At 65.9% G+C, this 26968-nt stretch carries 23 protein-coding genes and 1 riboswitch; of the genes, 13 read left to right on the top strand and 10 right to left on the bottom strand.

The genetic code is table 11. The features are described from left to right. Positions 1–43 precede the first annotated feature (43 nt). The 6 genes from BMI85_RS00405 (at position 44) to nrdF (ending at position 5693) form a co-directional block, all read left to right on the top strand. Complete coding sequence (locus BMI85_RS00405; RefSeq protein ID WP_078599123.1) at positions 44–349, top strand: hypothetical protein; 306 nt, start codon at positions 44–46, stop codon at positions 347–349. Positions 350–479: 130 nt separating this feature from the next. Next, positions 480–1529: a homocysteine S-methyltransferase family protein gene (locus BMI85_RS00410; protein ID WP_078599124.1), complete on the top strand. Its 1050-nt coding sequence runs from the start codon at positions 480–482 to the stop codon at positions 1527–1529. Between the two features lie 77 nt (positions 1530–1606). Beyond that, positions 1607–1802: riboswitch (cobalamin riboswitch) on the top strand. 95 nt (positions 1803–1897) lie between these two features. Then, entirely contained in the window at positions 1898–2119 is a 222-nt protein-coding gene (gene nrdH / locus BMI85_RS00415; RefSeq protein ID WP_078519183.1) for a glutaredoxin-like protein NrdH, read from the top strand. A gap of 12 nt (positions 2120–2131) precedes the next feature. Continuing rightward, entirely contained in the window at positions 2132–2554 is a 423-nt protein-coding gene (gene nrdI / locus BMI85_RS00420) for a class Ib ribonucleoside-diphosphate reductase assembly flavoprotein NrdI (protein ID WP_078599820.1), read from the top strand. After that, positions 2536–4695 (top strand): class 1b ribonucleoside-diphosphate reductase subunit alpha, encoded by a 2160-nt coding sequence (gene nrdE / locus BMI85_RS00425; protein WP_078599125.1) that lies wholly within the window; start codon positions 2536–2538, stop codon positions 4693–4695. Before nrdI ends, nrdE begins: the two co-directional genes overlap by 19 nt. A gap of 8 nt (positions 4696–4703) precedes the next feature. Continuing rightward, positions 4704–5693: a class 1b ribonucleoside-diphosphate reductase subunit beta gene (nrdF, locus tag BMI85_RS00430; protein WP_078599126.1), complete on the top strand. Its 990-nt coding sequence runs from the start codon at positions 4704–4706 to the stop codon at positions 5691–5693. Positions 5694–5712: 19 nt separating this feature from the next. On the opposite strand, the gene BMI85_RS00435 is transcribed toward nrdF, so the two are convergent. The 7 genes from BMI85_RS00435 to BMI85_RS00465 form a co-directional block, all read right to left on the bottom strand. Continuing rightward, on the bottom strand, positions 5713–6498 hold the full coding sequence (locus BMI85_RS00435) for an amino acid ABC transporter ATP-binding protein (protein WP_078599127.1): 786 nt from the start codon (positions 6496–6498) through the stop codon (positions 5713–5715). Beyond that, positions 6495–7175, bottom strand: a complete 681-nt coding sequence (locus tag BMI85_RS00440) for an amino acid ABC transporter permease (RefSeq protein WP_078599128.1) — start codon at positions 7173–7175, stop codon at positions 6495–6497. Before BMI85_RS00440 ends, BMI85_RS00435 begins: the two co-directional genes overlap by 4 nt. Before the next feature lie 73 nt (positions 7176–7248). Further along, a complete protein-coding gene (locus tag BMI85_RS00445) occupies positions 7249–8019 on the bottom strand; it encodes an amino acid ABC transporter substrate-binding protein (RefSeq protein ID WP_078599129.1) in 771 nt (256 codons plus the stop codon). 285 nt (positions 8020–8304) lie between these two features. Beyond that, positions 8305–9060: an ABC transporter permease gene (locus tag BMI85_RS00450; RefSeq protein ID WP_078599130.1), complete on the bottom strand. Its 756-nt coding sequence runs from the start codon at positions 9058–9060 to the stop codon at positions 8305–8307. Next, positions 9057–9992: an ABC transporter ATP-binding protein gene (locus BMI85_RS00455; protein WP_078599131.1), complete on the bottom strand. Its 936-nt coding sequence runs from the start codon at positions 9990–9992 to the stop codon at positions 9057–9059. The genes BMI85_RS00450 and BMI85_RS00455 overlap by 4 nt, the downstream gene beginning before the upstream one ends. Continuing rightward, positions 9989–11119, bottom strand: a complete 1131-nt coding sequence (locus BMI85_RS00460) for an ABC transporter permease (RefSeq protein ID WP_246832458.1) — start codon at positions 11117–11119, stop codon at positions 9989–9991. The genes BMI85_RS00455 and BMI85_RS00460 overlap by 4 nt, the downstream gene beginning before the upstream one ends. Before the next feature lie 62 nt (positions 11120–11181). Further along, the gene (locus tag BMI85_RS00465) at positions 11182–12087 is read right to left on the bottom strand and encodes an ABC transporter substrate-binding protein (RefSeq protein WP_078599132.1); all 906 of its coding nucleotides are present in this window, start codon (positions 12085–12087) and stop codon (positions 11182–11184) included. Between the two features lie 221 nt (positions 12088–12308). On the opposite strand from BMI85_RS00465, the gene BMI85_RS00470 reads away from it, so the two are divergent. The 3 genes from BMI85_RS00470 (at position 12309) to BMI85_RS00480 (ending at position 18499) form a co-directional block, all read left to right on the top strand. Next, positions 12309–13697, top strand: coding sequence for an efflux RND transporter periplasmic adaptor subunit (locus BMI85_RS00470; RefSeq protein ID WP_168174713.1), 1389 nt, complete (start codon positions 12309–12311; stop codon positions 13695–13697). Then, the gene (locus tag BMI85_RS00475; protein ID WP_078599134.1) at positions 13694–16837 is read left to right on the top strand and encodes an efflux RND transporter permease subunit; all 3144 of its coding nucleotides are present in this window, start codon (positions 13694–13696) and stop codon (positions 16835–16837) included. The genes BMI85_RS00470 and BMI85_RS00475 overlap by 4 nt, the downstream gene beginning before the upstream one ends. 213 nt (positions 16838–17050) lie before the next feature. Next, complete coding sequence (locus BMI85_RS00480) at positions 17051–18499, top strand: aldehyde dehydrogenase (protein WP_078599135.1); 1449 nt, start codon at positions 17051–17053, stop codon at positions 18497–18499. A gap of 93 nt (positions 18500–18592) precedes the next feature. Here BMI85_RS00480 and BMI85_RS00485 read toward each other — a convergent pair whose 3' ends face one another. After that, positions 18593–19276, bottom strand: coding sequence for an SDR family oxidoreductase (locus BMI85_RS00485; RefSeq protein WP_078599136.1), 684 nt, complete (start codon positions 19274–19276; stop codon positions 18593–18595). Positions 19277–19342: 66 nt separating this feature from the next. Then, a complete protein-coding gene (locus BMI85_RS00490) occupies positions 19343–20026 on the bottom strand; it encodes a type 1 glutamine amidotransferase domain-containing protein (RefSeq protein WP_078599137.1) in 684 nt (227 codons plus the stop codon). A 143-nt stretch (positions 20027–20169) separates the two neighbouring features. On the opposite strand from BMI85_RS00490, the gene BMI85_RS00495 reads away from it, so the two are divergent. Continuing rightward, complete coding sequence (locus BMI85_RS00495; RefSeq protein WP_078599138.1) at positions 20170–21078, top strand: LysR family transcriptional regulator; 909 nt, start codon at positions 20170–20172, stop codon at positions 21076–21078. Between the two features lie 21 nt (positions 21079–21099). Here BMI85_RS00495 and kynU read toward each other — a convergent pair whose 3' ends face one another. After that, complete coding sequence (gene kynU, locus BMI85_RS00500; protein WP_143594984.1) at positions 21100–22290, bottom strand: kynureninase; 1191 nt, start codon at positions 22288–22290, stop codon at positions 21100–21102. Between the two features lie 174 nt (positions 22291–22464). On the opposite strand from kynU, the gene BMI85_RS00505 reads away from it, so the two are divergent. The 3 genes from BMI85_RS00505 to BMI85_RS00515 all read left to right on the top strand — a co-directional run bounded on the left by BMI85_RS00505 (position 22465) and on the right by BMI85_RS00515 (position 26962). Continuing rightward, entirely contained in the window at positions 22465–23277 is an 813-nt protein-coding gene (locus BMI85_RS00505) for an alpha/beta hydrolase (RefSeq protein ID WP_078599140.1), read from the top strand. Positions 23278–23427: 150 nt separating this feature from the next. Next, on the top strand, positions 23428–24573 hold the full coding sequence (locus BMI85_RS00510; RefSeq protein ID WP_210402290.1) for an alpha/beta fold hydrolase: 1146 nt from the start codon (positions 23428–23430) through the stop codon (positions 24571–24573). Continuing rightward, a complete protein-coding gene (locus BMI85_RS00515; RefSeq protein ID WP_078599141.1) occupies positions 24554–26962 on the top strand; it encodes a plasma-membrane proton-efflux P-type ATPase in 2409 nt (802 codons plus the stop codon). The genes BMI85_RS00510 and BMI85_RS00515 overlap by 20 nt, the downstream gene beginning before the upstream one ends. The last annotated feature ends 6 nt before the right edge of the window (positions 26963–26968 follow it).

Here is a 26968-nt window from a genome sequence, read left to right on the forward strand (position 1 = left end):
CGCCGTGCCGCGACCACTCCCGCCCTTTTGCGCGGAGGGCGCGATGCTTTTGGAACGAACGCTTTCACTGCTACAACTCGATATAGGACCGATCTCGCCGCTGCGTGCGCGTGAGTTGGGGACGCTCGGCTACATGGAATGGCTCGGTACGCTGCCGGGCGACATACCCTATGCGAAGGCGGCGATCGTCGCCCATATGCAGGCCTATCCGCACTCGCTGATCTCGCCCGCGGTGGAGGTGTTCTGCGAGCTCCTGCTGGAGTCGCTGACCCCGCAGCCTTTCGCCTTGCCGATCGAGATGCCCCCGCCGGTGCGGCGGGGCGGCGCACGCGCCCGACGCGGCCTCTGACCCGTTTTTCGTCTTGCGGTCGCATGCTGCGGCCCGGCCGAGGACCATTGCAGCAGGAAACGGCACTCCGTTTCCTGTGAGGCTCGGCTTTTCCAAACGATGGTCATGGATGAACTGAGAGGATCTCTCCATGAATGACAACAAACTGACCCGCCTGCTCGACGCGCGCCCGGTGATCTGCGCCGAGGGCTTCCTGTTCGAACTGGAACGGCGCGGCTACCTGACCGCCGGGGAATTTGTGCCCGAGGTGGCGCTCGAATACCCGCAGGCGCTGCGCAATCTGCATGTCGATTTCCAGCGCGCCGGCAGCGATATCGTCGAGGCCTTCACCTATAACGGTCACCGCGAGAAGATGCGCGTGATCGGCAAGGAAGACCTGCTAGAGCCGCTCAACCGCGCGGCGCTGAAGATCGCGCGCGAGGTCGCCAATGCGAAGACCGGCAACCTGATGGCGGGCAATATCTCGAACACGAATATCTGGGACCCGGCCGATCCGGCACGGCAGGCCGAGGTGCGCGCGATGTTCGACGAGATGATCGGCTGGGCGGTCGAGGAAGGCGCGGATATCATTATCGGCGAGACTTTCTACTACGCGGGCGAGGCGTTGTGCGCGCTGGAAGCCGCGAAGACGTCGGGTCTGCCGGTGGTGCTGACGCTGGCGCCGATGGCGGGCAACGAGATGATGGACGGAGTCGGCATCGTCGAGACCTGCCAGCAGCTCGAGCAGGCGGGCGCCGATGTCGTCGGGCTGAACTGCTTCCGCGGGTCGCAGACGATGATGCCTTGGCTGCGTAAAGTGCGCGCGGCGGTGAGCTGCCATGTCGGCGCCCTGCCCGTGCCCTACCGGACCACCAAGGAGGAGCCCACCTTCTTCAACCTCTCGGACCACAACGGCTGCACCTGCCCCTCGCCGCATGGCCGAACCTTCCCGACCGCGCTCGATCCGCTGGCGTGTAACCGCTACGAGATCGGCGCCTTCGCCCGCGAGGCGCAGGCGATCGGGGTGAATTACCTCGGCGTGTGCTGCGGGGCGAGCCCGATGCATATCCGCGAAATGGCCGAGGCCGTGGGCCGCGAGACCGAGGCCAGCCGCTTCTCGGAGCGCATGGAGAACCACTTCATGTATGGCCAGAACGCCCGCCTTCCGGCGCATATCCGGGCGCTTGGCGACGGCGCCTGAGGCTTGACGCAGCCCTGCCGCGCGAGAGTTTCGCGCGGCAGGGAAATCTATATATTGACACCCATCCACCCTACCGCCCAATATGATGTTGCTTTGGTTCCTGCGAGTCACTCCGCAGGCGAAGAGGGAAGCCGGTGAGATTCCGGCGCTGCCCCCGCAACTGTAAGCGGCGAGCCTTAGGTCCGAATGTCACTGGTGCGATGCACCGGGAAGACGGACCGAGAGGCGCTCGAGCCGCGAGCCAGGAGACCTGCCAAAGCAGATAGACGACGACCGCGGCGGAGGGCCCGGGCGCGTGGCAGTGTGCTTTGCGCCCTGCCCACGAGCCTTGTCCCGCGCTGCCGACAGCAAACAAAGGGACAGGAACCATGACCATCACCGTCTACTCGAAACCGGCCTGCGTGCAATGCACCGCAACGACCCGCGCGCTCGATGCCAAAGGGATCGATTACAACGTGATCGACCTCACCGAGGACGCCGCCGCGATGGAGATGGTGCAGGACCTCGGCTACCGTCAGGCCCCGGTCGTGATCGCGAACGAGGATCACTGGGCAGGCTTTCGCCCCGACATGATCAACCGGCTGGCCTGAGGCCAAGCCGACATGGAACAGGCACGACTGGTCTATTACTCCTCGGCTTCGGGAAACACGCAGCGCTTCGTGGAGCGGCTGGGCCTGCCCGCGCTGCGCCTGCCCGTCTCGGCCGAGGGGCCGATGCCGACCCCGCCCGGCCCCTATGTCCTGATCTGCCCGAGCTATGCCGACGGGAAGGGGCGCGGCGCGGTCGCGAAACCGGTCATCGCCTTCCTCAACGATCCCGCCCGCCGCGCCGGTCTGCGCGGCGTCATCGCCAGCGGCAATCGCAATTTCGGCGCGCTCTTCGCCTGCGCGGGCGATCTGCTGGCGCGCAAATGCAATATCCCCGTGCTTTACCGCTTCGAGCTGGCCGGCACGGACAGTGACATCGACCGCGTGCGCGCGGGTCTCGAAACCTTCTGGAGGCAGGAATGCTCGATAGCGACGTGAAACCGAGCGGGGCCATGGCCTCGGAATTCGCGGGGCTTGATCACCACGCGCTCAACGCGATGCTCAATCTCTATGACGCGGAGGGCAATATCCGCTTCGATGCCGACCGGATGGCGGCGCGGCAATATTTCCTGCGCCATGTGAACCAGAACACGGTGTTTTTCCATTCGCTGGACGAAAAGCTCGGCTATCTGGTGGAGGAAGGCTATTACGACGCCGCCGTGCTCGATCAGTATTCGCGCAACTTCCAGCGCGCGATCTGGGACGCGGCTTTTGCCGCCAAGTTCCGTTTTCCGACCTTCCTCGGCGCGTTCAAATACTACACCTCCTACACGTTGAAGACCCGCGACGGGCAGCGCTATCTCGAACGCTACGAGGACCGGGTGGTGATGGTGGCGCTGACGCTCGCGCGTGGCGACGAGGCGCTGGCGATGCGGCTGATGGAGGAGATGCTGGCGGGCCGTTTCCAGCCCGCGACGCCGACCTTCCTCAATGCGGGCAAAAAGGCGCGGGGCGAATTCGTGTCGTGTTTCCTGCTGCGACTGGAAGACAACATGGAAAGCATCGGGCGCGGCATCAACTCGGCGCTGCAACTGTCGAAACGCGGCGGTGGCGTGGCCCTGATGCTGACCAATATCCGCGAATATGGCGCGCCGATCAAAGGGATCGAGAACCAGTCCTCCGGCGTGATCCCGGTGATGAAGCTGCTCGAAGACAGTTTCAGCTATGCCAACCAGCTTGGCGCGCGTCAGGGCGCGGGCGCAGTCTATCTGCACGCGCATCACCCCGATATCCTGCGCTTCCTCGACACCAAGCGCGAGAATGCGGATGAGAAAATCCGCATCAAGACGCTGAGCCTCGGCGTGGTGATCCCCGATATCACCTTCGAACTCGCGAAGAAGAACGAGGAGATGTATCTCTTCTCGCCCCATGACGTGGAGCGGGTCTATGGCTGCGCCTTCTCGGAGATTTCCGTGACCGAGAAATATCACGAGATGGTCGACGACGCGCGCATCCGCAAACGCAAGATCAACGCCCGTGCCTTCTTCCAGACGCTGGCCGAAATCCAGTTCGAAAGCGGCTATCCCTATATCATGTTCGAGGACACGGTGAACCGCGCCAACCCGATCGCGGGGCGCATCACCATGTCGAACCTGTGTTCGGAGATTCTGCAGGTGGCCGAGCCTTCGGAATTCGATGAGGATCTGGGCTATGCGCAGATGGGCACCGATATCTCGTGCAATCTGGGCTCGCTCAACATCGCGAAGGTGATGGATGGCGGCGATCTCGGCGCGAGCGTCGGGGCCGCGATCCGGGCGCTCTCGGCGGTGTCGGAGATGAGCGCGATCAACGCCGTCCCCTCGATCCGCAAGGGCAATGAGGAAAGCCACGCGATCGGGTTGGGCCAGATGAACCTGCACGGCTTCCTCGCCCGCGAGCGCATCCAGTATGGCAGCCCCGAGGGGATCGAGTTCACCTCCGTCTATTTCGCCGCCGTGGCCTATCACGCGCTGGCGGAGTCGAACCGGCTCGCGACCGAACATGGCCGCAGCTTCAAGGGGTTCGAGGCCTCGGCCTATGCCGATGGCAGCCTCTTCGAGACATACGTGACCCGCGACTGGCTGCCTGAGAGTGAGACCGTCGTGGCCCTGTTCGACCGCTTCGGGATCACCCTGCCCTCGCGCGACGACTGGGCCGCCCTGCGCGAGCGCGTGATGGAAACCGGCCTGTGGAACCGCAACCTGCAGGCCGTGCCGCCCACCGGGTCGATCAGCTATATCAACAACGCCACCGCCTCGATCCACCCGATCACCGCGAAAATCGAGATCCGCAAGGAAGGCAAGATCGGCCGGGTTTATTACCCCGCGCCCTACATGACGAACGACAATCTGGAGTTCTACCGCGACGCCTATCAGATCGGCCCCGAAGCGATCATCGACACCTATGCCGCCGCGACCGAGCATGTCGATCAGGGTCTCTCGCTGACGCTGTTCTTCCCCGCCGAAGCCACGACCCGCGACATCAACCGCGCCCAGATCTACGCATGGCGGCGCGGCATCAAGACCATCTACTACATCCGCCTGCGCCAAGCGGCCCTCGAGGGGACCGAGGTGCAGGGCTGCGTATCCTGTTCCCTGTGAGGCCCGCCATGAAAGATCTGCACACGCCCCGCCCCGTTCCGCGCCCCGTCCCCCGTGCCGTCAACTGGAACCGCCTTCAGGACGACAAGGATCTGGAGGTCTGGAACCGTCTCACGTCGAATTTCTGGTTGCCCGAGAAGGTGCCGCTGTCGAATGACATTCAAAGCTGGTCACAGCTGACCGAGGACGAACAGACCCTGACGATCCGGGTTTTCACCGGGCTGACGCTGCTGGACACGATCCAGAACACGGTCGGCGCGCCCGCGCTGATGGCCGATGCCGCGACGCCTCACGAGGAAGCCGTGCTGTCCAACATCGCCTTCATGGAGGCGGTGCACGCGCGCAGCTATTCCTCTGTCTTCTCGACACTGTGCAACACCGCAGAAGTCGACGAGGCCTTCCGCTGGTCGCAGGAGAACCCGCATCTGCAGGCGAAGTCGCGGCTGATCCTCGATGAGTACGACGCGACCGCGAGCCCGCTGAAGCGCAAGGTGGCGAGCGTCTTCCTCGAGAGCTTCCTGTTCTATTCGGGCTTTTACCTGCCGATGCACTGGTCGAGCCGCGCGCGCCTGACCAACACCGCCGACCTGATCCGCCTGATCATCCGCGACGAGGCGATCCACGGCTATTACATCGGCTACAAGTTCCAGCGCGCGCTGGAGCGCGTGACCGAGGCCGAGCGCGCCGAGATCAAGGATTTCGCCTTCTCGCTGATGTTCGACCTATATGACATCGAGGGCCGCTATACCGAGCAGCTCTACGATGGTCTGGGGCTGACCGAGGATGTGAAGCATTTCCTGCATTACAACGCCAACAAGGCGCTGCAGAACCTCGGCTACGAGGCGCTGTTCCCTGACGAGGCCACCCGCGTGAACCCGGCGATCCTCGCCGCGCTCTCGCCCGGATCGGACGAGAACCACGACTTCTTCTCGGGCTCGGGGTCGAGCTATGTGATCGGCAAGGCGGTCGCGACCGAGGACGAAGACTGGGCGTTCTGAACCCGCCGCCGCCCGCGCCTCAGACGGGGCGCGGGTCGGTATCAGAGGGCGCGGTCTCGCCGCTCGATTTCAGCGTGGCGATGAACCGCTTGGTGCGCTCGCGCTCGGGCGCATCGAAGACCTGCCGCGCCGGGCCGGTCTCGACCACACCGCCGCTTTCCAGAACCACCACACGCTCGGCGATTTGCGAAGCCAGCCGCAGGTCATGCGTCGCCATCACCATCGTCGTGCCTTCTCGGGCAAGCTGCGCGAGAACGTCCACGACTTCAGCGGCCAGTTCCGGGTCGAGCGCCGAGGTCGGCTCGTCGCAGAGCAGCACCTTGGGCGACGGCGCCAGCGCGCGCGCAATCGCGATCCGCTGCTGCTGACCGCCCGAAAGCGTCGCGGGCCAAGCATCGGCCTTATGCGCCATGCCGACCTTTTCGAGCAGCGACATCGCCCGCTCGCGTGCCTTCGCGGCAGGCCAGTTCTGCACGGTCACAAGGCTTTCCATTACGTTCTCGATCGCGGTGCGATGCGGGAAGAGCTGGAAATTCTGGAACACCATGCCGGTCTGCTGGCGGATGCTCTGGATCTGGGCGCGCGAAAGCTTGCCGCCTTCGCTCAGCGTCACCGAGGCGTCGCCGATGGCGAGCGTGCCGCTCGTGGGCACCTCCAGCAGGTTGATCGTGCGCAAGAGCGTGCTCTTGCCGCCGCCCGAGGGGCCGATCAGCGCGGTCACGGAGCCCTCAGGCAGAGACAGCGAAATCCCCGATAGGACCTCGTTCTCGCCGAACCGCTTGGTGATGTTGGACAGCTCGATCATGTGCGTTCCTCCAGAAAGCCGCCATATTGGCCGAGGCGCCGTTCGAGCCGCCCCTGCAGCGCCGACAGGACAGAGCAGAGCGCGAGATAGATCAGCGCCGCCTCGACATAGAGGACGAGAGGTTCATAGGTGGTCGCCACGATCCGTTGCGCCGCTTGAAACAGTTCCGGCACGGTGATCGCGGCGGCGAGCGACGTATCCTTCACCAGCGAGATGAAGCTGTTCGACAGCGGCGGCACCGCGACCCGCGAGGCCTGCGGCACGATGGTGCGGGTCATCGTCTGCCGCCAGTTCATGCCGATGGAATAGGACGCTTCCCACTGGCCTTTGGAGACCGAAGACAGCGCCGCGCGCAGGATCTCGGACGTGTAGGCGCCGACATTCAGCGTGAAGCCGATCAGCCCCGCCACGAAAGCATCGAGCGTGATCCCGAGGCTCGGCAGCCCGTAGAAGATCAGGAACAGCTGCACCAGAAGCGGCGTCCCCCGGATCACCCAGACATAGAACCGCACGATCCACACCAGCGCGCGCGGACCGAAGAGACGGATCACCGCGCAGAGCAGCCCGAGCGCAAGGCCCAGCGTGAAGGTAATAAGCGTCAGCGGGATCGTGAAGGTCACCGTCGCCTGCAAAAGCGGCACGAGCGACGCCCACATCAGGGGCAACCAGTCAGCCATAGCGGATCCTTTCCGAGAGCCTCACGCGCGCCTCCGGGCCGAACCCCGAGGCGCGCGCGGCTCTACATGCGCCTTACTTCGAGACGTCCTCGCCGAAATATTCCTGCGAGATCTTCTGATACGTGCCGTCCGCCTTCATCTCGTCGAGCGCCTTGTTGATCGCAGCGAGCAGCTCGGGCTGCTCCTTGGCGATGATCACGCCGGAATAGTTCGCGTCCGGCTGCGTCGCGGCCAGTTTCACCGGGGAATCCGGCTTGTGCTTCTTGAAATCGAGGAAGGACAGGCTGTCATTCACCGTCGCATCCGCGCGGTTCTGCAAGACGAGCGCGATCGACTGATCGAACCCATTGGTTCCGATCAGTTCGGCGCCGTGATCGGAAGCGATCTTGCCGAAATTGCTCGACAGGGTCTGCGCTGCGGTCTTGCCTTTCAGATCGTCGAAGCTGGTGATGTCGGTCTCGCCTTCGCGCACGATCAGCGCCGCTTTCGACGCGATATAAGGCTGGGAGAAATCGTATTTCTTCTTGCGCGCATCGGTGATGCCCACCTCGTTGATCACCGCGTCGTAGCGGTCGGCGTCGAGGCCAGCGATCAGACCGTCCCAGCGGCCTTCGAGGAACTTCACCTTCACGCCCAACTTCTCGCCAATTGCGCGGGCGATGGCGACGTCGAAGCCGGTCAGCTTGCCGGACTCGTCGTGGTAGGTGAAGGGCGGATAGGTGCCTTCGGTGCCGACGCGGAAGACGCCGTCTTTCTGGATGTCGGCGAGGCTCGCGGCCTGGGCTGCGGGCGCCACGATCCCGGCAAGGGCTGCGATGGCGATGAGGGTGCGAATGGGTTTCATGCGAGATACCTCCGATAGGTCGAAGACGCCGCCCTGTGGCGGGTCGGAATAACAGGCGCCTTACCTAGTAATGCGGCAAGGCGAAGTCGATGCGGCAGGCAAACATATGATAAAATTAGTCTTTTATTCCCTCTCGCATGGCGGGAGCGGAACGAATTCCAGCACCGTGTCGCGCGGTGGAAAGCCTGTTCCACGGCATGCGGGCGCAGCGAAACACTGTCATCCGACATAGGGTTGCGCGCCTCCCCGATGTTGCGAAAAGGCGCGCTCTGCCCCGGCATCGCGCTACGCTTCCGCCCCAGCGGACTGCCTGCCCAAGCGCCGCGTCAGAGCGGTCTCCAACAGGCTCAGCGCGTCATAGACGAGCACCGCGAACAGCCCCACGATCACGCCGCCTTGCAGGACGAAGGCGGTGTTGCTCGTCAGAAGCCCCGCGATGATCACCTCGCCCAAAGTGCGCGCGGCCACGGTGGAGCCGACCGTCGCCGTGCCGATGGCGATCACTACCGACAGCCGTATGCCCGTCAGGATCACCGGCAAGGCCAGCGGCAATTCCACCCGGATCAGACGTTGCCATCGAGTCAGGCCGATGCCGCGGGCGGCCTCCATCGTGGCGGGCGGCAGGGTCGAAAGCCCCGCGATGGCCGTCTCGAAGATCGGCAGCAACCCGTAGAGGAACAGCGCCACCAGCGTCGGCCCGGCCCCGAAACCGAGCGCGGGCACCGCCAGCGCCAGCACCGCGACGGGCGGGAAGGTCTGCCCGATATTGGTAATCGTGCGCGACAGCGGCAGGAAGGCCGCCCCCGCCGGCCGGGTCACGAGGATGGCAAGGCCCACCGCGACCAGCGTCGCCAGCCCCGAGGCCAGCGCCACGAGCCCCAGATGGCTCAGCGAAAGCGACAGGATCGAGGCGCGCTCGTAGATCACCGGGCCGCCCGCCGGAGCGAAAGGCGCGAAGACCGGCGTGAACCAATGTGGGCGCAGGACCAGCGCCAGCAAAAGCGCCACGCAGGCGGCCCGGATCATGCCGCTACGGCTCATGCCAGCTCCGCCGCGCGGGCGCGGATCGTTGCCAGCGTGACCCGGCCAAGCGGGGTGTCCCCGTCGGCCACCGGCAGCGCCTCGACGCCGCGCCAGAGACACAGCGACAGCGCATCGCGCAGGCTGGTGTCGGGCGCAATCGGTTCACCGTCAGCAGTGCCGTCTTCCAACGCCTCCGACACCGGGATCAGCGACAAAAGCCGCAGCGGACGATCGACCCCGCCCACCATCTGAGCGACGAAATCGGTGGCGGGCGCGGCGATGATCTCGGCGGGCGTGCCATGTTGCAGCAGCTTTCCGCCATCCATCACCGCCACCCGGTCGCCCAGATGGATCGCCTCTTCCATGTCATGCGTCACGAGCACGATGGTCGAACCGAGCTGCCGCTGGATATGGCGCAGATCGGCTTGCGCCCGGGCCCGAATGATCGGGTCGAGCGCGCCGAAGGGCTCGTCCATCAGCAGCAGATCGGGCCGCGACGCCAAGGCCCGGGCCACGCCGACGCGCTGTTGCTGGCCGCCCGACAGCTCCGCCGGGTAGCGGTCGCGAAACTGCGCGGGCTCCATCGAGAACAGGTCCAGCAGCTCGTCGACGCGGGCGCGCGTCTTGTCCTTGGTCCAGCCGAGCAGCTTGGGCACCGCGCCGATATTGCCCGCGATCGTGTAATGCGGAAACAGCCCGTCGCCCTGAATGACATAGCCGATCCGGCGGCGCAGCTCGTGCTTGGCCAGCGCGCTTGTGGCCTCGCCGTTGATCCGCACCTCGCCGGAACTGGGCTCGATCAGCCGGTTGATCATCCGCAGAAGCGTGGTCTTGCCCGAGCCGGAGGTGCCCACGATCACCGTGATCGTGCCGGTCTCGACCGTCATCGACACGTGGTCGACCGCTGCCGTGCCCTCATAGAGCTTCGTGATCTCGTCGATTTCGATCATTCTTCACGCTCCGTTCGGGGGGTCGTCAGTTCGACGAGGACGTCCATCGCGATGGCCGAAACCAGCGCCAGCGCGACAGTGGGCAATGCGCCCAGCAAGATCAGGTCACCCGCCGTCTGGTTCAGCCCCTGAAACACGAATGTGCCGTACCCGCCGCCGCCGATCAGCCCGGCGATCACCGCCAGCCCGATATTCTGCACGAGCACGATGCGCAGCCCCGACAGCACGACCGGCAGGCCCAGCGGCAGTTCCACCCGGGTCAGGCGCTGGCGCCATGTCATGCCCATTCCGCGCGCGGCCTCGAGCGTGGCAGCAGGCGCGGTACGCAGACCCGCCAGCACGTTGGCGACCACCGGCAGCAGCGAATAGAGGGTGAGCGCAAGGAAGGCCGGCGCGAAGCCGATCCCGGCGATGCCGATCGCGCGGGCGCCGGGGATGACGCCGCTCAGCCAGCTCAGCACCGGGATCATGATCCCGAACATCGCGAGTGAGGGGATCGTTTGAAGGAAGCTCAGCACCGGCAGGAGCGCGCGGCGCAGCCCGGCGTTGCGGTGGGAGAGCACGCCCAGCGGCAGGCCGATCACCGCCGCCGCCAGAAGCGAGCCGAAGGCGAGACCCAGATGGCGCAGGCTCGCGGTGTAGAACGCATTCTTGCGGCTCGCGAATTCCTGCGCGATCGACAGATTGCTCAGCGCGCCCGACCACAGCAGGGCCGCCACCAGCGCGAGCACCAGAACCAACAGCCCCGCCCGCGCTGCAGGCCCCGGCGACAGCGCGCTCAGCGCATCGGCCATCATCAGCGCGAAGACCACCAGCAGGAACCAGAAGCCCGCCGCCGGAGAGACGCGGGCATACTCTCCCGCCTCTGCAAGCAGGGAAGACGCGCCGAGAACCAGTAGCCAGACCAGCCCCGCAAGGCCAAGCGCAGCCCCCGCGATGCGCAGATACGGCCGCGCGGCGGGCAGCCCCAAGGCAAGCCCCAGCAGCATCAGCGCGATCCCCGGCCCCGTGATCTGCGGCGCGGCTAAGGTCCAGAGCGCCTTGCCCTCACCGGCGACGATCCGGTTCGCCGCCAAGGTCATGAAGGGCGCGAAGATCGCGGCCAGACCCAGCACCGCGAACAGCACGCCGGGCGGCGACAGCCCCGCGATCGCGGAGCCTGTGCCCGCCCGTTTGCGCGCCGCCGCAGTCAGTTCAGCACTCCGATCTGCGTCAGGTAGTCCTTCGCGACCGCCTCGGCGGGCTCACCGCCGACCTGAATACGACCGTTGAGCTTTTGCAGCGTCTGCATGTCGAGCTTGTCGAAGATCGGGTTCAGCACCTCGGGGATCTTCGGATAGTCCTTCAGCACCGCGTCGCGCACGATCGGGGTGGGCTCGTAGACCGGCTGCACGCCCTTGTCGTCTTCCATCACGACGAGCCCCGCCGCGCCGACTCCGCCATCGGTGCCATAGGCCATCGCCGCGTTCACGCCGGACGTGCCGCGCGCCGCCGCCTGAATGGTCGCCGCCGTGTCACCACCCGAGAGCACCACGGTCTGATCGGGGCTCAGCTTGAACCCGTAGGCCGTCTGCATCGCGGGCAGCACGGCGGGGGACGAGACGAACTCGGTCGAGGCTGCGAGCTTCACATCGCCGCCATTCGACACCCATTTGCCGAAATCGGACATGGTGGTGAGGTCGTTTTCCTTGGCCAGCGCGCCCGTTACGGCAATCGCCCAGGTGTTGTTGGCCGGCGCGGAGTCGAGCCAGGTGATATCGTTCTGCTTGTCCAGTTCGGCGGCGCGGTCATGGGCCTTGGCGGCATCCTTCCAGATGTCGCTATCGGCCTCGTTGAAGAAATAGGCCGCGTTGCCGGTATATTCGGGGTAGATGTCGATCTGGCCCGCGAGGATCGCCTTGCGCACGACCTGCGTGCCGCCCAGTTGCAGCCGCCGTTCCACCGGCATCCCGGCATTTTCCAGCGATAGCGCGATGATGTTGCCCAAGAGACCGCCTTCGGTGTCGATCTTGGAGGAGACGGTGATATCGGCCTGCGCGGCGGAGGCGAGCGCGCCCCCGAAGACCGCAGCGGCCACGATGAGAGAATATTTCATGGCTGGTCTGGCTCCCTGACTGATGTCTGTGCGTGTCTCGAGACGTGATCCTGCCTGAGGTAGGGCCCGACCCGCGCCCGCCAAGCCTCCCCCGACCCACCAGCCGCATGCGACGCCCCGGCCCGGCCACGGGGCCTTTCAGGGGGTGCGTCACATTTGCGCTAGCCCGACGCGCCAAGGTTTGCATAAGTAGTCAAAAGACATGCGCGAAGAGGGACGTCATGGTTGGAATTGGTACGGGCCTCGCACGGCTCGCGATGGTGGCGGTGCCGAGCGCACTTGGTGTGGCGGCGATCGTTTTTGCGGGCGATCTGAAATCTCTGCCCAGCCCGAGCGAGGCGAACCGCCCCGCCGCGCTGGTGCGGGTGATCACGCTCGCGCCCATCGAGATGATCCCGCGCGTCACCGGCTATGGCACGGTCGCGCCGGTGCGCGAATGGCGCGCCGTTGCCCGGATCGAGGGGGAAATCCGCGACATCGCCAAGCCGCTCGCACCGGGCGATATCGTGGCGAAGGACACGCCGCTTTTCACCATCGACGACAGCGATCTGAAGCTGCAGCGCGCCAGTCTCGAGGCGCAGGTCGCGGCCTCCAAGGTCAAGGATGAGACGGTGCGCACGAGCCTCGAACTGGCGCGCTCCGACCTTGCGCTGGCCCAGGACGAGCTCGACCGCCAGAAGACGCTGCACGATCTGGGCCGGATCACCCAGCCCCAGCTCGACGCGGCGCGCCGCCAGCAGCTGACCGCGCAGACCAAGGTGACCGATCTCGAAAGCCAGCTGAAGCTGAACGAGGCCGAACGCGAGGTGCTCGATACGCAGGCGGCGACGATCGACCGGTCCATCGGGTTTTCGACGATCACGGCGCCTTTCGAGCTGCGGGTCAATTCGCTCGACGCGGATCTGGGCCAATACGTCAATCGCGGTCAGGTTCTGCTGAGCGGCGAAGGCGTGGCGGCCGTCGATATCTCGGCGCAATTCCCGATCGGGCGGATGGGGCCCCTGCTCCGGCTCGCGGGCGATGGCACCAAGGTCACCGATCTAAAGGCGCGCGTCACCCTGCCCGAACCCGAGCATCCCATTGTCTGGAAGGCCCGGGTCGAGCGGATGGGCGAAGCGATCGACGAGACCACGCAAAGCGCGCCCGTCGTGGTGCGCGTCGACGATCCGCTGGGTCAGGCGCAGGCGGGCGAGCGCCCGCCCCTGCGGCGCAACATGGTGGTGGCGGTGGAACTCGCCGCGCCGAAGCAGAGCCTGCTCGTCGTGCCCGCCGAGGCGGTCGCGGGCGGGAGTGCGATGGTGGTGTCGGAAGATGGCACGCTGGAGAAGCGCGCGGTGAAGACCAGCTTCGTCTCGGGCGATCTGGCGGTGATCGCGCAGGGCCTCAAGGCGGGCGACAAGCTGGTCGTCACCGATCCTTCGATCGCCGTGCCGGGCATGACGGTGAAAGCGACCGAGGATGAGGCGCGCAAGGCCGAGATTGCCGCCGAGGCGCTCGGCCAGACGGCCACCAGCCCGCAACCGGGCAGCGGTGGCGGTGGCGGCGGAGGTGGCGGCAAGGGGGCCGCGCCCGAAGGCGACGCCGCCAAGCCCGCGGGAGATGCGCAATGATCGCGCTATTCGCTGGTCACCGCACGGCGGCCAATATCGCGATGATTGCGATTGCGGGCCTCGGGCTGATGGCGCTGCCAAGCTTGCAGCGCGACACCTTCCCCGCGACCCCGCCCTCGGATGTCTCGGTCCGTATCACCTATCCCGGCGCCGCGCCTTCGGAGGTCGAGACCGGCATCTGCACCGTGACCGATCCGGTCCTAACGCGGGTCGAGAACCTTGCGAAACTGACCTGCCTCGCGCGCGACAACAGCGCCCAGATCACCGCCGAGATGATCGAGGGCGCGGACATGACGCGCTTCTACAACGACATCAAGGATGCGGTGGACGGAATCAATTCGTTCCCCGACAAGGCCGACGATCCGGTGGTTCAGATCGTCGAGCGCACCGCCTCGGTCTCGTCGGTTGCGGTGACCGGGCCGGACGATCCGGCGGTGCTCTACGCCTATGCCCAGAGCTTCGCCGATCAGCTGCGTGCCGATCCGGCAATCTCGCTGGTCTCGGTGAACGGCTTTTCCGACCGCGAGATCGCGATCGAATTCGACCGCGCCGCGCTGGAGCGCTTCGGGCTCGACATGGGCTCCGTGGGTGCGACGCTGGCGCGCTACAGCCTCGACATGCCCGCGGGCTCGCTCGAAGGGCGCTCGGGCGAGGTGGCGATCCGCTTCCTCGGCGAGAGGCGCACGCCTGCCGAGTTGACGCAGATCCCGATTGCGGGCAGTGCCGCGGGCGGCGAGGTGCGCTTGGGCGATGTCGCGACGATCCGCGAAGGCTTCGCCGATCCCTCGCAGGCCACCTATTTCGACGGCAAGCGCGCCGCCATCGTCTCGGTCCAGAAGACCGCCTCGCAGGATGCGCTGCGGGTGCGGGCCGCACTCGATCGCGAGATGGCACAGGCGCAGGCCGAGGCGCCGGGCAATATCCAGCTCGCCATCTCGGCGGATTCCACGCGCAATATCGTCGAACGCCTGCGCATCATCGGGGTCAACGGCTTGCAGGGTCTGATCCTCGTGCTCGTCGCGATGTGGCTGTTCTTCGGGCTGCGCATGTCCTTCTGGGTCGCGATGGGCCTGCCGATCAGCTTTCTCGGCGCGATCTTCGCGATGCAGTTCCTCGGCTACACGATCAACATGATGACGATGGTGGCGCTGTTGGTCGCCACCGGGCTGTTGATGGACGATGCCATCGTGATCTCGGAAAACATCGTGCGCAGGCGACAAACGGGAGAGCCCGCCCGCGTCGCCGCCGTCAAAGGCACGATGCAGGTCTTTCCCGGCGTTCTGGCGTCTTTCCTGACGACCGCGATGGTGATCGGGCCGCTCAGCTTCCTGACCGGCAATATCGGCGCGCTGCTGAAATACATCCCGATCGTGCTGCTGATCACGCTGACGGTCAGCCTGATCGAAGCCTTCCTGATCCTGCCCGCCCATATGCGCCACTCGCTGAAACACGACATGCGCCCCGGCCCCGTGCAACGCGCGGTCAACGGCGTCTTCGAGCGGCTGCGCGACCGTGTCATCGTCCCGCTTGCCGGGGTCGCTCTTCGCTGGCGCTATCTGACGCTTGGGCTTGCGATCTTGCTCGTTTCGCTTTCCGTGGCGCCCTTCACCGGGGGCTTCCTGAAATACCAGAGCTTCCCGACGCTGGAGAGCGACACGGTCGAGGCGCGGCTTCTGCTGCCCGCGGGCGCGCCGCTCTCGCTGACCGAGGCGCGGGTGAGCAAGGTCGTCAAGGCGCTCAAGGAGATGGATGCCGAGCTGAGCCCCGCTCAGCCGGACGGCCAGCCCCTCGTCAGAAGCTACACCATCACCTATGGCAGCAATGCCGACAGCCCGACCACGGGGCCGAACATGGCCACGGTGAGCGCCTCGCTGCTGCCTGCCGGGACGCGCACCACCGATGTCGGCACGGTGCTCGACCGCTGGAAGCAGCTGGTCGGCAAGATGCCCGACATGGCCGCCTTCCGGATCACCGACAAGGAGCGCGGTGCGGGAGGCAAGCCGATCGATCTGCTCGTCACCGGCCCGGATCTTGGCGAACTGGCAACCACCGCGCGCGAGCTGCGCCGCTTCTTCCGCGGCTTCGACGGGGTGCGCGATGTGACCTTCGATCTGCAGCCGGGCAAGCCCGAGCTGGTGGTGCGGATGAAACCGGCGGTGGCGAACCTGCTGGGCGTGACGCCTGCTGCGCTGGCGGGTGAGCTACGCGCGGCCTTCCGTGGCGACAGCGCCGTCAGCTTCGCCGATGCGCGCGGTCAGGTCGATATCGTGGCCCGGCTCGCGCCCTCCGAGCGGCGCGCTATCGGCGATGTTCTCGCGCTGCGGGTGCCCGGCAAGAACGGCGCGCTGGTGCCGCTCTCGGCCGTGGCGACGGTCAGCGAGACACGCGGCTACACCACGATCACCCATGTGAACGGGCAACGCGCGGTCTCGGTGCAGGGCACGATCGACCCGACGCGGGCCAATTCGCGCGAGCTGATGGCGGCGATGCGGGCCGATTACCTGCCCGAACTGGCGCAAAAGCGGCCCGACGTGAAGGTGCAGGTTCTGGGCGAAGAACAGGACACCGCGACCACCGGGGCGTCGCTCGTGCGTTTCATGACGGCGGGGGCAATCGGGGTCTATCTGTTGCTGGCCTTCTACATGGGCAGCTTCATCCGCCCCATCGCGGTGATCGCGACGATCCCGCTCAGCCTGATCGGCGTGATGTGGGGGCATGTGCTGCTTGGCCTTCCGCTCTCGCTGCCGAGCCTCGTGGGGCTGGCGACGCTGGCGGGCGTGGTGGTGAACGACGCGATCCTGCTCGACGCGTTCATCGGCGAGAGACGTGCGACCGGAACCCCGATGCTCGAGGCCGGGAAGGAGGCCGTGCGCGACCGCTTCCGCGCGATCTTCCTGACCTCGCTGACGACGGTGGTCGGGCTTGGCCCGCTTTTGCTGGAGACCTCGACGCAGGCGCAATTCCTGCGCCCGATCGTGGCGAGCCTCGCCTTCGGTCTGAGCGCGGCCACGGTGCTGTCGCTCTTCGTGACCCCGGCGATCCTCGCCGTGCTGGAGGATTTCGGCATCCGAACCGCCGATCCCGAGCCCGAGGAGACCGACCCCTCTGTCGAACACCCCGCCGACGCGTTGCGCGTCTGAGTGGGCATTCGGTCCGATCTGGTTAGGAGAGCGTCGGTCTGACGCTCTCCGCCTGGAGGCTGTTGCCCGCCGCTTTGGCTTTGTGACGTCCCCCCCCTTGCAATCCGCGCCTCGGTGCCCGGACTATCACTATGATTGCCGGGGAAGACGCGACACCCGACGGGCGTGCGCGGTACTCCGCAAATGCGACAGAAATTGAGGAGGAGACTACCCATGAAAGAGATCGGATTGCTGCTGAACGGGGCCTCCGCCCCTGCCGCCTCGGGCGCAAGTTTCGACCGGATCGATCCCGTGACCGGAGAGGTCGCCACCCGCGCCGCCGCGGCGGGGCGCGATGATGTCGAGGCGGTCGTGGCCGCTGCCGCGCGCGCCTTTCCCGGCTGGTCCGCGACCGGGCCGAACGGGCGGCGCAAGATCCTGTCGAAAGCCGCTGACGTAATGGAGGCTAGAGCCGACGACTTCGTTCAGGCGATGATCACCGAGACCGGCGCGACCGGGGCCTGGGCCGGGTTCAACGTCCATCTCGCCGCGGGCATGATCCGGGAGGCTGCGGCGATGACCACCCAGATCGGCGGCGAGATCATCCCCTCCGACAAGCCCGGCACGATGGCGATGGGCGTTGCGCGCGCCAAGGGCGTCTGCCTCGGCATCGCGCCGTGGAACGCGCCCGTCATTCTCGGCACGCGGGCGGTCGCGATGGCGCTTGCCTGCGGCAATACCGTGGTGCTGAAAGCGTCCGAGATGTGCCCCGCGACGCATCGCCTGATCGGGGAATGTTTCGCAGAAGCCGGACTGCCCGAGGGCGCGCTCAACGTCGTGACCAACGCGCCCGAGGACGCGGCCGATGTCGTCGAGGCGCTGATCGCGCATCCTGCGGTGAAGCACGTGAACTTCACCGGCTCCTCCGCCGTCGGCCGGATCATCGGGCGGCTTGCGGGCGAGCATTTGAAACCCTCGCTGCTGGAGCTGGGTGGCAAGGCGCCGCTGATCGTGCTCGACGATGCCGATCTCGACGGGGCGGTGAATGCCGCGATTTTCGGCGCCTTCATGAACCAGGGCCAGATCTGCATGTCGACCGAGCGGATCATCGTCGACGAGAAAGTGGCCGACACCTTCGTCGAAAAGCTCGCCGCACGCGCCAGTGCCCTGCCCGCGGGCGATCCGCGCGGCGATGTGGCGCTGGGGGCGCTTGTCTCCGAGGCGGCGGCCGAGAAGATGGATGCGCTGATCGCCGACGCCACCGGGAAAGGTGCAAAGCTGGTCGCCGGTGGTTCGCGCGAAGGGACGATCGTTGCGGCCACGCTGCTCGACGGCGTCACGGAAGGCATGCGCATCTATGCCGAGGAGAGCTTCGGCCCGGTCAAATCGATCATCCGCGTGAAGGGCGACGAAGAGGCGCTGAAAGTGGCCAACGATACCGAATACGGGCTGTCGAGCGCGATCTTCAGCGCCGATGTCTCGCGCGCGATGGCGCTGGCGAACCGGCTCGAAACCGGGATCTGCCATATCAACGGCCCAACGGTGGGCGACGAGCCGCAGATGCCCTTCGGCGGGGTCAAGGCCTCGGGCTACGGGCGGTTCGGCGGGCGCGCGGCCATTGCCGAATTTACCGATCTGCGCTGGATCACCGTCGAGGACCCGAAACAGCATTATCCGATCTGAGCCGGGTTCTCAGAGGTTCGAAACAGCAAGGAGCCGGCCCTGATGGGCCGGCTCCTTTCAATGTCGGATCGCCGCAGAGGCGGCCCGCCCGGATCAATCCGTCTTCGGTTTGGGATAGACCGGCAGATGCGGGATCAGAACGTGATCGGGCTGGTCGATCGCGAAGAGGAAGGCCCGCGCGACATCTTCGGGGCGCAGCGCGTCGGGTTTCGCCTCGTCGAAGAACGGCGTGTCCACCATGCCCGGATGCAGGCAGGTGACGCGACCGCCCGCCGCGCCAAGCTCCTCACCGAGATTGTCGGCATAGCCGCGGATGAACCACTTGGTCGCCGAATAGACCGAGCCGAACATCGCGCCCTGCGACGCCTTCGAGCCGGTCAGCACCATATGCCCTTTCGAGGCGCGCAGATGCGGCAGCGCGAATTTCGCGGTGTAGGTCACCGCGAGGCAATTCACCTCGATCATATTCTGGAAGCTCTCGACCGATCCGGCCTCGGTCCCGCGCGCCGAAGCGCCGACGCCCGCATTGGCCAGCACCACGTCGAGACGCCCGAAATGCTCGACTGCGCGCGCGACCATGCGTTCCTGAGCGTCGGGGTCGGTGACGTCAGTGGGCAGCGCGAGGGCGTTGTCTGCACCCAGATCCTTCACGAGCGCTTCGAGCTTGTCCTCGGAGCGCGCGGCCAGCGCCACCTTGTGACCCGCTTCGACCGCATGGCGCGCGCAGCTCTCGCCGATCCCGGTGGAGGCGCCGGTGATGAGAATGATTTTCGACATGTCAGCCTCTCTGAATTTCGTGGGAACGAAGAAGGCGCCACCCGGACCGGGCGGCGCCTCTCGATATCAGCCCAGCAGGGCCAGCACTTCTTTCGCAGCCGCCTCGGACGACGCCGGGTTCTGGCCGGTCACAAGACGCCCGTCGGCCACCGCATGGGGCTGCCAGTCGTCGGTGCTCTCGAACTGAGCGCCCAACTCGCGCAGGCGGGTTTCCAGCAGGAAGGGCACCGCGTCGGCAAGACCCACGCCGCGTTCCTCGCTATCGGTGAAGGCCGAAACCTTGCGGCCTTTCACGATGGAGTCGCCGTTCTTGTCCAAGACCTTGTCGAAGGCTGCGGGACCGTGACAGACCGAGGCGACCACCTTGCCGCTATCCCACGCGGTGCCGATCGCCTTGGCGGAGATATCGCTCTCGGCGAGGTCATACATCGCGCCGTGGCCGCCGGGTATGTAGAGCGCATCATAGGAAGTGATGTCCTCGTCCTCGATCCGCGACGGGTTCGCCAGAACCGCCTTGGCGTCGGCGTCATCCCGGAAACGCGTCACCGAGGCCGGCGCGTCATCGCCGGTCACGTCGGAATTCGGGTCGATCGGGATCGAGCGACCGCCGATGGTGGCCACTTTCACCTCGTGGCCTGCATCGAGAAAGGCGTAATAGGGCGTCGCCAGTTCCTCATACCAAACGCCGGTCTTTTTGCCGGTGTCGCCCAGAGCGTCGGCTGCGGTCGAAAGAATAAGAATACGTGCCATGGGTTTGGCCTCCTTCGTCATGAATGTGAGGGCATTTCCGGCCCTGTTCGCTTCGAGCCGTCAACGCGTCCCAACAGAGATAGGTTGCGTTCACTGATCGAGAAATTGATGCAGACAACGTCAGAAATCGATATTCCGGAGACATGACACCCGATATCTCGCTTCTGCGCGTGTTCCATGCGGTCATGGAAGAACGCAATGTCACCGCCGCGGCCCAACGGCTCGGCCAATCCCAGAGCACCGTGAGCGCGGCGCTGTCACGTCTGCGTGCGGCGCTGGGTGACGAGCTGTTCCTGCGCGCCCGCTACGGCGTGGAGCCGACTGAAAAGGCCCTCGAGATCGCGCCCGACATCGCCGCGGGGCTGGAGCGGCTGGAACAGGCCTTCCGCGCCGCCGAACCCTTCGATCCCGCGCGCACCACGCGCCGCTTCCGGCTGTTGCTGGGGCCCTATGCCGAGATCGTTCTCGCGCCGGAACTTGCGGCGGCCTTTGCCGATAGGGCCCCGTCGGCTCGTCTCGAAATCTCGCCTATCGGGCCAGATCTGGACCCCCGCGCGCTTGCCGGGCGGGCCTTCGATCTGGCGGTCGGGCGGTTCGACTCCCCGCCCGAGGATCTCGTGGTCTCCGACCTGTTCGAGGACGGGTTCCGCTGTATCGTGGCCCCACAGGCTTTACCCGAGGGCGCGTCGCTCGACCGGAACCTCTATGAGACGTTGCCGCATGTCGTCGTCGCCCCGCCCGGCAAGTGGCGCACCGGAGTTCACAAACGCACCGAGGCGACAGGTTTGCACCGGAACACGGCTGTCGTGGTCACGCATTTCCTGACCGCCGCACCTGCGGTGGCTCGGCTGGGCGGGATTGCCACGGTGCCTGCGCGGGTCGCCGCGATGACCGCCGGACCCTATGGCTTGCGCGATGTTCCCGTGCCCATCGACCTCGGCACCTTCCCCAGCCAGATCGCCTGGCACCCGCATCTGCGCCGGGATCAGGGCCATGTCTGGCTGCGCGAGCTGATCCGAGAGGTCGTCGCCGAGTTTACGACGCCGGGCTGACGGCTGCGCAAAGACCTACGTCTAGGTGACCCGTCCGCGCGCCTTGAACGCAGGGGTATCCCAGGCCCGCTGTGCCATCACTTCGCCGAGGATTTCAGCGGCGCGGGTCACGTCGGCCTCGTCGAGGTAAAGGGGCGTGAAGCCGAAGCGCATCGCATCGGGCGCGCGGAAATCTCCGATCACCCCGCGCGCGATCAGGGCCTGAACGACGGCGTAGCTCTCTGCGAAACCGAACGAGACCTGACTGCCGCGGGCCTCCGGGTCGCGCGGGCTGAGCAGCGTGAGGTCTGGGCAGCGCGCCTCGACCTCGCGGATGAACAGCTCCGACAGCTCGATGGAGCGCTTACGCACCTCCTCCATCGTCAGCCCGTCCCAGGCCTTGAGCGCCTCTTCGAGCGCGGTCATCTGGAGGACCGGCGGCGTGCCGACGCGCATCCGCTCGACTGCGCGGCCGGGGCGATAGTCGAGATCGAAGGCGAAGGGCGCCTCATGGCCGAGCCAGCCGCTGAGTGCGGGGCGCACGGTCTCCGCGATATCGGGGCGGACATAGATGAAGGCCGGGGCGCCGGGGCCGCCGTTGAGATATTTGTAGGTGCAGCCGACCGCGAATTCGGCCCCGTTCGCCGTCATGTCCACCGGCACCGCGCCCGCGCTATGGGCAAGATCCCAGATCATCACCGCCCCGACCGCGTGGGCCTTGCGGGTGATCGCCTCGAAATCGTGCATCCGTCCCGTGCGGTAATCGACCTGCGTCAGCATCACCACCGCGACCTCTTCGGTGATCGCGTCGGCCACATCCTCGGGCGCGGGTGTGCGCAGCTCGTGCCCGCGAGCCAGCGAGCGGATCAGCCCATCCGCCATATAGAGATCCGTCGGGAAATTGCCCTTGTCAGACAGGATCACCTTGCGGTCGGGCCGCATTTCCAGCGCAGAGGCAAGCGCCTGATAGACCTTTATCGAGAGCGTATCGCCCAGCACGACCGAGCCCTCCGGCGCGCCGATCAGCCGACCGATACTGTTGCCGACGCGGGCGGGCTGATCCATCCAATGCGCCTCGTTCCAGCCCCGGATGAGCATCTGCCCCCATTCGTCGCGCGCGCTGCTTTCCAGCCGCTCCGCCACGCCGCGCGGCAGCGGCCCGAGCGAGTTCCCGTCGAGATAGATCACCCCCTCGGGCAGATCGAAAAGATGCTTTCTCGGCAGGTTCGGCATGGTCATTTTCCTCTTGTTCTCACGGCTCGAAAGCGCGTCTCGAAACCCGGCAATCGGCTGGTGGATCACGAAAGTTTCGGCTCGGGCGCACGCTACCCGCGCAACCATGCCCTCGCAATATCCCGCGCTATATGCTCTGTCTCCAAATGGGACGCGAAACGAGCGGGAGGGAACATGGAAGACCTGAGCGGGATCGACTGGGAAGACGCTTTCGAGAACGGCGGCTATATCGAGAATGGCAGCGCCTACCCCGATCTCTGGGCCAAGCGCGCCGCCGAGTTCCGGTCGCGCCATGCCGATCGGATGACCGAGGTCGCCTATGGCGAAGCGTCCCGCGAAAAGATCGACCTCTTCCGCCCCGAAGGCGCGTCCAAGGGGCTCGTGGTCTTCGTGCATGGCGGCTACTGGCTGAAATTCAGCAAGGACATGTGGTCTCATCTGGCGCAAGGCGCGCTGGCACAGGGCTGGACCGTCGCCCTGCCCGGCTACACGCTCGCCCCGGAGAACAGCATTCCCGGCATCGCGCAGCAGATCGCACGGGCGATCGATCACGCGGCGGGGCTCGTGGAGGGCCCGATCCATCTCGTCGGCCATTCTGCGGGCGGGCATCTGGTAACGCGCTCGGTGTCCGAGGGCAGCGCGCTGTCAGACGAAACCGCAGCGCGCATCCGGCGGGTGATCTCGGTGAGCGGCGTGCATGATCTGCGTCCGCTGCAGATGCATTCGATGAACGCGCGGCTGGGGATCACGCCCGAGATTGCCGCGAGCGAGAGCCCCGCCCTTCTGAATCTTCGCCCCGGCGTGAAAGTTACCGTCTGGGTCGGCGCGGCGGAGCGTCCGGAATTCCTGCGCCAGTCGTCCCTGCTGGCCGAGCACTGGCCAAAGGCAGATCTGGTCGCGGCCTACCGGCGGCACCATTTCGACGTGATCGAGGAGCTGTCCGACCCGTCCAGCGCGCTGTTCACGGCGCTTCTGAGCACGGATTAAGAAAGCGTCACCCGCCACCAAAACCGCCTCACCGTTCCACACATCAGCTTCACGTTCGCGCGCTCGGGCTTCGCTGCACTTGCATTCTAACGGGCCTTGGGGTCTCAAAAGAGTGCATCTGTGCACCATAGCGTCTTGCGAGTGTCGAACATGAGCGATGCCAAGAATACCTACGAACACAGCGTTCCCTTCTTCTGGCCGATGGCGGCGGCGATGGAATGGCAGAAGATCGGGCTCGACGCGGTCGCGAAAGGGCTGACCTATCTCGACGAGGCGGCGAAGATCACGCACCCGCCCGATCCGAAATGGGCCACCAAGAACGACGTTCTGCTCGATCTCGACACGATGCGGCTGCGCGATTTCGGCGGCACGGGCGACGGCATCCCGGTGATCGTCGATGCGCCCTATGCCGGGCATTCCTCGACCATCGCGGATTACGCCAAGGGCCAGAGCCTGATCGAGACGCTGCTGGATGCAGGGCTGGGGCGTGTGCTCTGCACGGACTGGAAAAGCGCGACGTCGGAGATGCGCGATTTCGACATCGACAAATACCTCGCCGAGATCAATGTTGCAGTCGATGAGCTCGGCGGGCGGGTAATGCTGGTGGGGCTGTGTCAGGGCGGCTGGATGTCGGCGATGTATGCCGCGCGCTTCCCCGAGAAGATCGCGGGGCTCGTGCTCGCCGGATCGCCCATCGACACCGATGCCGGGCACGGTCCGATCCGCAAGCTCGCCCATGAGATGCCCCTTTCGGCCTATCAGGAGATGGTCGAGGCCGGTGAGGGCCGGATGCCGGGGCGGTTCATGCTCACCGGCTGGAAGAACATGCATGCCGATCAGCAGTATTTCGGCAAGTTCGTCGATCTCTACGAGCATATCGACGACCGCAATTTCATGAAACGCACCGAGCGGTTCGAGAGCTGGTACGAGAACCCCATCGACCTGCCGGGGCGCTATTACCTGCAGGCGATCGACCTGCTGTTCAAACAGAACCTGTTCGCCAAGGGAGAGTTCGTGGGTCTCGGGCGCAAGCTCGATCTGGACGCGATCACCTGCCCGGCCTTCCTGCTCGCGGGCAAGGCCGACGACATCACCACGCGCGAACAGGTGTTTGCAGCCGAGACGCTGCTCGGCACGCCGCGCAAGGATATCGTGAGCCGCCTCGTCGAGGGCGGGCATATCGGCCTCTTCATGGGCAGCCATACCCTCTCGAATGTCTGGCCGGAAATCGGCCAGTGGCTCGGAACGCTCGGGGCCAAAGCTGGAGACACGAACAATGGACCAGACCGTCGCTGAACCGATGACGCAGGATGTGCCGCAAACGGACCGCAAGACAGGTCTGAGCGCGGCAGAGGCGGCACAGAGGCTCGAGCGATACGGTCCGAACGCGCTCCAAAGCGACGAGAAAACCCTACTGCAACGGATCGCGGGCTATTTCTGGGGGCCGATCCCGTGGTTGATCGAATTGGCGGCGCTGTTGTCGCTCGTGCTGCGCGACTGGTCCGATTTCGCGGTGATCTTCGTGATGCTGCTGCTCAACGCGGCCGTGGGCTTCAAGGAAGAGAGCAAGGCGAGTTCGGCCATCGCAGCGCTCAAGGCGCAGTTGGCCCCGAGCGCCCGCGTGAAACGCGACGGGCAATGGCAGGAGATCGCCGCGCGCGATCTCGTGCCCGGCGATATCGTGCGCCTGTCGATCGGCCAGATCGTCCCGGCTGATCTGACGCTCTTTGAGGGCAAATATCTCTCCATCGACGAGGCGGCGCTGACGGGCGAGTCCCTTCCCGTCGACAAGGGGGTCGGTGACAGCGCCTATTCCGGCTCGGTGGTGAAGCTGGGCGAGATGACCGGCGAGGTCACTGCGACCGGGATGGAGACCTATTTCGGGCACACCGCCTCGCTCGTGCAGACCACGAACGGCAAATCGCATTTCCAGAAAGCCGTGATGCAGATCGGGAATTTCCTGATCGCGGCGGCGCTGGTTCTGGTGGCGATGATCGTGATCGTCTCGTTCAAGCGGCATAATCCGCCGCTCGAGGTGATCCAGTTCGCCCTGATCCTGACGGTGGCCGCGATCCCGGTCGCGCTGCCTACGGTTCTGTCGGTGACAATGGCGGTGGGGGCGGAGCGGCTTGCGCGGATGAAGGCGATCGTCTCGCGGCTGGTCTCCATCGAGGAACTGGCGGGCGTCGATGTGCTGTGTTCCGACAAGACCGGAACCTTGACGCTGAACGAGCTGACCGTCGAGGACCCGCGCCCGGCAGAGGGCATCGCGGTCGACGATCTGCTGCGCGCATCGGCGCTCGCCTGCGACCGCGACGCGCCCGATGCGATCGACAAGGCGGTGCTGGCGGCGGCGGAGGGCATTGCGCTCGACGCTATCGAGACGCTCAGCTTCACCCCGTTCGATCCGGTGAGCAAACGCAGCGAGGCGGAGGTCCGGCACGAGGCCGATCGCTGGCAGGTCGCGAAAGGCGCGCCGCAGGTGATCGTGGAGCTTGCAGCCCTCGCAGATGAGGCGCGCAAGGCGGTGGAGGACGAGGTCGAAACCCTCGCGCAGCAGGGCTACCGCGCGCTGGGTGCGGCACAGAAGCGCGCCGGGCAGGCGTGGGAATTCCTCGGCCTTCTGCCGATCATCGACCCGCCGCGCCCCGATGCCGCCAGCACCATTGCCGAGGCCCGCAACATGGGGATCGACGTCAAGATCATCACCGGCGACCACGAGGCCATCGCGCGCCAGATCGCGGGCAAGCTCGATCTCGGGCAGAAAATCTATCCGGCGGGCCAGCTGCTCGATGGCGACCCGGCCACGGTGGAGGCCAATGTCCGCGCCGCCGACGGCTTCGCGCGCGTCCTGCCCGAGCACAAGTTCCGCATCGTCGAGGTGCTGCAGGCCGGGCATTCCATCGTCGCGATGACCGGCGATGGGGTGAACGACGCCCCTGCCCTGCGCAAGGCCGATGCCGGGATTGCGGTGAGCGGGGCCACCGATGCCGCGCGCGCCGCCGCCGATCTGGTGCTGACCGACAAGGGCCTGTCGATCATCACCACGGCGATCGAGGAAGCGCGCCGGATCTTCGAGCGGATGACGAGCTACGCCACCTTCCGCGTGGCCGAGACGATCCGCGTGCTCTTGTTCATGACGCTCTCGATCCTGATCTTCGATTTCTACCCCGTCACCGCGATCATGATCGTGCTGCTGGCGGTGCTGAATGATTTCCCGATCATGATGATCGCCTATGACAACGTCTCGGTCTCGCCACGCCCGGTGCGCTGGGACATGCGGCGCGTGCTGACGGTGGCGGCGACGCTGGGCGTGACAGGGGTGATCGAGACCTTCGTGCTGTTCTGGTTCGTCGATGCCTATCTCGGCCTGCCGCGCGACCAGATCCAGACGATCATCTTCCTCAAGCTCCTCGTCTCGGGGCATATGACGCTGTTCGTGACGCGCCACCAAAGCTGGTTCTGGCGGCGGCCCTTCCCGGCGCTGCGGCTGTTCGCGACGACCGAGGCCACGCAATTGCTGGGCACCCTGATCGCGGTTTACGGGCTTTTCGTGACGCCGATCGGCTGGGGGCCCGCGCTGCTGGTCTGGCTCTATTGTCTCGTCTGGCTGCCGCTTGAGGGGGCGATGGCCTTGCTCATACGCGCGCTTTATGATCGCAGAGCACAGGCGCGCGGGCAGTAAGCCCCT

The organism is Thioclava sp. DLFJ4-1 (assembly GCF_002020145.1).
Classification (GTDB): domain Bacteria; phylum Pseudomonadota; class Alphaproteobacteria; order Rhodobacterales; family Rhodobacteraceae; genus Thioclava; species Thioclava sediminum.

Excerpts from the sequence above, each read along its gene's own strand:
- BMI85_RS00440 (WP_078599128.1), bottom strand. The coding sequence starts at position 7,175 with ATGGCTGACTGGTTGCCCCTGATGTGGGCGTCGCTCGTGCCGCTTTTG.
- BMI85_RS00435 (WP_078599127.1), bottom strand. The coding sequence starts at position 6,498 with ATGATCGAGCTGTCCAACATCACCAAGCGGTTCGGCGAGAACGAGGTC.
- BMI85_RS00470 (WP_168174713.1), top strand. The coding sequence starts at position 12,309 with ATGGTTGGAATTGGTACGGGCCTCGCACGGCTCGCGATGGTGGCGGTG.
- BMI85_RS00475 (WP_078599134.1), top strand. The coding sequence starts at position 13,694 with ATGATCGCGCTATTCGCTGGTCACCGCACGGCGGCCAATATCGCGATG.
- nrdH (WP_078519183.1), top strand. The coding sequence starts at position 1,898 with ATGACCATCACCGTCTACTCGAAACCGGCCTGCGTGCAATGCACCGCA.
- BMI85_RS00490 (WP_078599137.1), bottom strand. The coding sequence starts at position 20,026 with ATGGCACGTATTCTTATTCTTTCGACCGCAGCCGACGCTCTGGGCGAC.
- BMI85_RS00450 (WP_078599130.1), bottom strand. The coding sequence starts at position 9,060 with ATGAGCCGTAGCGGCATGATCCGGGCCGCCTGCGTGGCGCTTTTGCTG.
- BMI85_RS00455 (WP_078599131.1), bottom strand. The coding sequence starts at position 9,992 with ATGATCGAAATCGACGAGATCACGAAGCTCTATGAGGGCACGGCAGCG.
- BMI85_RS00505 (WP_078599140.1), top strand. The coding sequence starts at position 22,465 with ATGGAAGACCTGAGCGGGATCGACTGGGAAGACGCTTTCGAGAACGGC.
- kynU (WP_143594984.1), bottom strand. The coding sequence starts at position 22,290 with ATGCCGAACCTGCCGAGAAAGCATCTTTTCGATCTGCCCGAGGGGGTG.
- BMI85_RS00480 (WP_078599135.1), top strand. The coding sequence starts at position 17,051 with ATGAAAGAGATCGGATTGCTGCTGAACGGGGCCTCCGCCCCTGCCGCC.
- BMI85_RS00495 (WP_078599138.1), top strand. The coding sequence starts at position 20,170 with ATGACACCCGATATCTCGCTTCTGCGCGTGTTCCATGCGGTCATGGAA.
- nrdF (WP_078599126.1), top strand. The coding sequence starts at position 4,704 with ATGAAAGATCTGCACACGCCCCGCCCCGTTCCGCGCCCCGTCCCCCGT.
- BMI85_RS00405 (WP_078599123.1), top strand. The coding sequence starts at position 44 with ATGCTTTTGGAACGAACGCTTTCACTGCTACAACTCGATATAGGACCG.
- nrdI (WP_078599820.1), top strand. The coding sequence starts at position 2,132 with ATGGAACAGGCACGACTGGTCTATTACTCCTCGGCTTCGGGAAACACG.
- BMI85_RS00445 (WP_078599129.1), bottom strand. The coding sequence starts at position 8,019 with ATGAAACCCATTCGCACCCTCATCGCCATCGCAGCCCTTGCCGGGATC.
- BMI85_RS00515 (WP_078599141.1), top strand. The coding sequence starts at position 24,554 with ATGGACCAGACCGTCGCTGAACCGATGACGCAGGATGTGCCGCAAACG.
- BMI85_RS00485 (WP_078599136.1), bottom strand. The coding sequence starts at position 19,276 with ATGTCGAAAATCATTCTCATCACCGGCGCCTCCACCGGGATCGGCGAG.
- BMI85_RS00510 (WP_210402290.1), top strand. The coding sequence starts at position 23,428 with ATGAGCGATGCCAAGAATACCTACGAACACAGCGTTCCCTTCTTCTGG.
- BMI85_RS00410 (WP_078599124.1), top strand. The coding sequence starts at position 480 with ATGAATGACAACAAACTGACCCGCCTGCTCGACGCGCGCCCGGTGATC.
- nrdE (WP_078599125.1), top strand. The coding sequence starts at position 2,536 with ATGCTCGATAGCGACGTGAAACCGAGCGGGGCCATGGCCTCGGAATTC.
- BMI85_RS00465 (WP_078599132.1), bottom strand. The coding sequence starts at position 12,087 with ATGAAATATTCTCTCATCGTGGCCGCTGCGGTCTTCGGGGGCGCGCTC.